The following is a 4,997-nucleotide window of genomic DNA, read 5'->3' as shown; positions in this document are numbered from 1 at the left end:
CATTACCTTTTTGATTTCCATCTTATCCCCCTTCTCTACATTAAAAGTTCTTAAAAAAGGGGACATTCCGTACAAGACTGTCGGAAATCCCCCCAGGAAAGACTACTGCTTTGGCACCTCAATCATAATCGCATCTCCTTGCCCTCCACCTGAGCAAATCGCTGCTACACCAATTCCACCGCCGCGTCTTTTTAACTCATGCATTAATGTAATGATGATTCTTGCTCCACTGGCACCGATCGGGTGACCAATCGCTACCGCTCCACCATTCACATTGACCTTTTCATGATCAAGTCCAGCGATTTCTGCACTTGCCAAGGCAACAGCCGCAAACGCTTCATTAATTTCGAATAGATCAATTTCCTCGACTGATTTGCCCGTTTTCTTCAACAATTCGTTGATCACAATTCCCGGCGTTTTAGGGAAATCCTTCGCTTCTACCGCAACAGCTGCCTGCCCGATAATATACGCTTCTGGTGTTCTTCCTTCACGAGCTGCTCGTTCTTCACTCATCAATACCAATGCGGCAGCTCCATCATTCACTCCAGGTGCGTTCCCTGCTGTGATCGTTCCGTCTGAGTTAAACACCGGCGCAAGCTTAGCCAACTTTTCAAAGCTAGTATCTTTTCTCGGTGACTCATCAGTCGCCACCACAAGTGGTTCACCTTTTCGCTGTGGAACTTGAACCGCTACAATTTCTTCGGCTAAGACACCGGATTCCATTGCTTGAACGGTACGCTGATGGCTTCTAAGTGCCCATTGATCCTGCTCCTCACGCGAAAGCTCCATTTCCTTTGCCACACCATTTCCGTATGTTCCCATGTGAACACCTGTAAACGTACAAGTTAGTCCGTCATATACCATTAAATCCTTTACCGAAGAATCACCCATACGTAATCCCCAACGAGCTTTAGGAAGAAAATAAGGAGCGTTACTCATCGACTCCATTCCTCCGGCAACGATAACTTCTTCGTCTCCTAAACGGATGATTTGATCTCCTAACGTCACACTTCGCATTCCAGAAGCACAAACCTTATTGATCGTTTCCGTTTTTACATTCCATGGAAGTCCAGCTTTTTGAGCGGCTTGTCGTGATGGAATCTGACCCTGCCCCCCTTGCAGAACCGTTCCAAAAATCACTTCATCCACTTTATCTGCTTCCACACCTGCGCGACCAAGTGCTTCCTTGATCACCATTCCCCCTAAATCAGATGCTGTAAATGAACTTAAGCTTCCTCCCATTTTTCCAAAAGGTGTACGAACTCCGCTTAAAATAACTGTTTTCCCCATGTTACTCTCCCCTTTTTCGTATTCATTTGTTTGGATTTTTTTCTAGTGTGATTGATTCTGTGATGTGACTGAACGCTCGCTCAGTATGTGTCGTGGAAAAAAGGAGAATTTGAATTTCTCCTTTGAAGTAAATATAATTTGTAAGCGCTTTATTCCCTTCTTCTATTTTACTATCAAAATAGTTAGAATAGAAATAATTTACACAAAAATCATGCAAATTATTTCTATCCGATTTATGACACGATTTTTGCCTCTCCGATGACAGCTTTTTCTAAAAGCTCTGCCACGTCATAGGTTGATACCGTTTCTTCAACTTCCTTTGCCTTTGTTCCATCTGAAAGCATTGTTAAGCAATACGGACAGCCAGATGAAATAACAGACGGTTTAACAGCTAATGCTTGCTCAGTTCTTGCTACATTAATACGTTGGCCCTTTTCTTCTTCCATCCACATAAGGCCACCACCAGCTCCACAACACATTCCCGTGTCTCTGTTACGAGTCATTTCTACGAGTGTGACGCCCGGAATCGCTTTTAATATATCGCGTGGTGCATCGTACACTTCATTGTAGCGTCCTAAATAACAAGAATCGTGGAAGGTGATCGTTTCGTTCACTTCTAACTTCGGCTTTAATCTTCCATCCCTCACAAGCTCAGCAAGCAGCTCGGTATGATGGTACACTTCGGCTTTTAATCCAAAATCAGGGTATTCATTTTTGAATGTATTATACGCATGAGGATCAATCGTCACGATTTTCTTTACTTCATTCTTCTCAAACTCTTCAATATTTTTCGTTGCAAGCTCTTGGAACACAAACTCATTTCCTAAACGTCTTGCGGTGTCACCCGAGTTCTTTTCCTTGCTTCCTAAAATCGCAAACTTCACTCCCGCTTCATTTAAAAGCTTCGCAAAGGACAAAGCAATTTTTTGACTGCGGTTGTCATAAGAGCCCATGGAACCGACCCAGAACAAATACTCAAACTCTTGACCAGACTTTTTCATTTCTTTTACCGTTGGAATGACCACGTCAGTTCTCTCATCCCGCCAGTTCTCACGCTCTTTGCGGTTCAGTCCCCAAGGGTTTCCTTGACGTTCGATGTTTTGCATCGCTCTTTGTGCATCGGCATCCATTTTTCCTTCTGTTAGAACAAGATAACGACGAAGGTCGATAATTTTATCGACATGCTCATTCATAACCGGACATTGATCTTCACAATTTCGGCAAGTGGTACAAGCCCAAATTTCCTCCTCTGTAATAACATCTCCGATCAAGCTTGGACTGTAAGCTAGACTTGCCGCAGACTCCTGAACCCCTTTTCCAGCAGCTGCTAATGCAATTTGATTTCCTTTTGTATTTGAAAAAGCAAAGGTTGGAACCCATGGCTGCTTTTGCGTAATGGCTGCACCGTGATTCGTTAAGTGATCGCGCATTTTTAAGATTAAGTCCATCGGCGACAGCATCTTTCCTGTCCCTGTTGCTGGACACATACTCGTACAACGCCCACATTCTACACACGCGTATAAGTCGATGAGCTGATGCTGAGTGAAATCTTCAATTTTGCCCACACCGAATGTCTCTTGTGTTTCGTCTTCAAAATCGATCTTTGTTAATTTTCCTGGCTTTTCTAAGCGATTAAAATACACATTGGCTGGACCTGCAATTAAATGCGCATGCTTGGACTGTGGAACATACACAAGGAATGCTAGCAGGAACAAAAGATGAATCCACCAAGCCACATAAAAAATTGCGATGGAACCTGTTTCTCCTACCCACGAAAAAGCCACGCTCACTAATGAGGCAATAGGCTCTGTCCATGAGGCTTCATGAGCATGCCAGATGAGACTCATTCCATTTCCAACAAGTACAGAAAGCATTAATCCACCGATAAAAATTAACACGAGTCCCGATTTGAAATTCCGTTTCAATCGAACCAATTTTTCTACATATCGACGATGAAACGCCCAAAAAACAGCAACTAAAATCATTAAAGTGACGATTTCTTGAAAAAAAGTGAATCCTGGATACAGAGGCCCTAGTGGCAAGTGCGCACCTGGTACAAGGCCTTTAATAATAAAGTCGATTGCCCCAAATTGAACAAGGATAAATCCGTAAAAAAACATCACATGAATAATTCCGCTTTTCTTATCCTTTAACAGCTTTTTTTGCCCGAATACATTGACCCAAATCTTATCGAGTCTTTCCTTTACTCGAGAATCAAACTCAACCTTCTTCCCGAGCTTTATGTACTCGATTCTCGTTTTGACGACATAAACAAATAGACTAACTGCGTAAGCGGTTACAATTATAAAAGCAATCAAGTTGATCCAAAGCATGGCATTCATCTTTTCTACCCCTTTCTGGCTCACTCGAACTCCCCTTCAAGCAGCACAGGTTTTGCGTGAAAATGTGTAATTTTCTGAATTGTATCTACCCTTATTATATAATGAATGAGCATTCAGTCAACATTTTTTTATCGCAACTTTCTGTCTTCATAGAAAGAACACGAACAGGAGATACTACAACGTACGATCACTCCCGAACTAATGGGATATTCTCTGAAGGGAGAGAATTTGATGAAGGTTATCGGTTTCATCCTGCTTTCTTTAGTACTCATCCTATTGTTATTGTATGTCGACTTTATACTCGGCAGAAGACAACATTTATCTTCTATTTATAGAAAAAGTTATCCGATGAGGCAAAGTCATATTGATGTATTTACAAGAGGAGATGCCCTCTTCTTGGACTTATTTTCTGAAATAGAACATGCAAACGAGCATATTCATGTTCTTTTTTATATATTAAAAGATGATCCTTATGGCCGTAGGTTTCTGCAGATTTTGAAAAACAAAGCATTAGAAGGAGTGGAAGTTAGACTTCTTCTCGATTGGGCAGGAAGCTTTAGAGTTCCACGTCGGATTGTGCATGAACTGAAACAAGCTGGCATTCATTTTGCGTATAGTCATAAACCGAAATTCCCCTTTTTCTTTTACCGTTTACAGGTTCGAAATCACCGAAAAATTACGGTCATTGATGGGCGACTTGGCTATATTGGAGGATTTAATGTCGGAAAGGAGTACTTAAACGAGGATCCAAAGCTGAACCCTTGGCGTGATTATCATTTAAAAATTATGGGTGAAGGGGTTCATGATCTCCAACGTGAGTTTCTTAAGGACTGGGAAGAGGAAACACAGGAACATCTTCTCAAAACTCCCACTTATTTTCCTGACCCAGTATCAGGCCCGATTCGTCACCAATTAATTCCTTCAGAAGGGTTTTATCTCGAAGAAACCTTCTCCGGGATGATACGAGGGGCTGAAACATCGATCAACATTGGTTCTCCTTATTTCATTCCTAGCAAACGCATTTTTCAAGATTTGTTGGATGCATTGGATCGCGGTGTGAAAGTGACCATCCTTGTTCCCCAAACTCCTGATCACCCTTTTGTGAAAGAAGCCTCTTTCCCCTATTTGCGCACGCTTATTTCTAGAGGGGCCAATGTCTATGATTATGTCAAAGGCTTTTACCATGCAAAAATTCTCATCATTGATGATCGAATTTGTGATTCTGGCACAGCCAACTTTGACAAAAGAAGCTTCTTTTTGAATCATGAAATTAACTGCTACTTGTTCGATTTAGACATCATCTCACATATGAAAAACATATATGAAACGGATGTAAAAGATGGGATTAAAATATCCCTTCATGAC

3 protein-coding genes are annotated in these 4,997 nt (G+C 41.7%); 1 reads left to right on the top strand and 2 read right to left on the bottom strand.

Annotated elements, in window-relative coordinates; translation table 11 throughout:
• Positions 1–102 precede the first annotated feature (102 nt).
• Positions 103–1,290, bottom strand: coding sequence for an acetyl-CoA C-acetyltransferase (locus tag ACGLXV_RS22485; RefSeq protein WP_391560382.1), 1,188 nt, complete (start codon positions 1,288–1,290; stop codon positions 103–105).
• A 233-nt stretch (positions 1,291–1,523) separates the two neighbouring features.
• The gene (locus ACGLXV_RS22480; protein WP_391560383.1) at positions 1,524–3,632 is read right to left on the bottom strand and encodes a (Fe-S)-binding protein; all 2,109 of its coding nucleotides are present in this window, start codon (positions 3,630–3,632) and stop codon (positions 1,524–1,526) included.
• 231 nt (positions 3,633–3,863) lie between these two features.
• Between ACGLXV_RS22480 and cls the strand changes: the two genes are divergently transcribed.
• A partial coding sequence (gene cls / locus ACGLXV_RS22475; protein ID WP_391560381.1) for a cardiolipin synthase occupies positions 3,864–4,997 on the top strand: 1,134 nt, incomplete at its 3' end.

The organism is Robertmurraya sp. (assembly GCF_036676585.1).
In the GTDB taxonomy this organism is placed as follows: domain Bacteria; phylum Bacillota; class Bacilli; order Bacillales; family Cytobacillaceae; genus Robertmurraya_A.
The sequence above is the reverse complement of the archived record's forward strand: the minus strand, read 5'-3'. Positions and strand labels throughout refer to the sequence as shown.

Bases quoted from the DNA above. Each gene is read 5' to 3' on its own strand.
- ACGLXV_RS22485 (WP_391560382.1), bottom strand. From the start codon at position 1,290: ATGGGGAAAACAGTTATTTTAAGCGGAGTTCGTACACCTTTTGGAAAA.
- ACGLXV_RS22480 (WP_391560383.1), bottom strand. From the start codon at position 3,632: ATGAATGCCATGCTTTGGATCAACTTGATTGCTTTTATAATTGTAACC.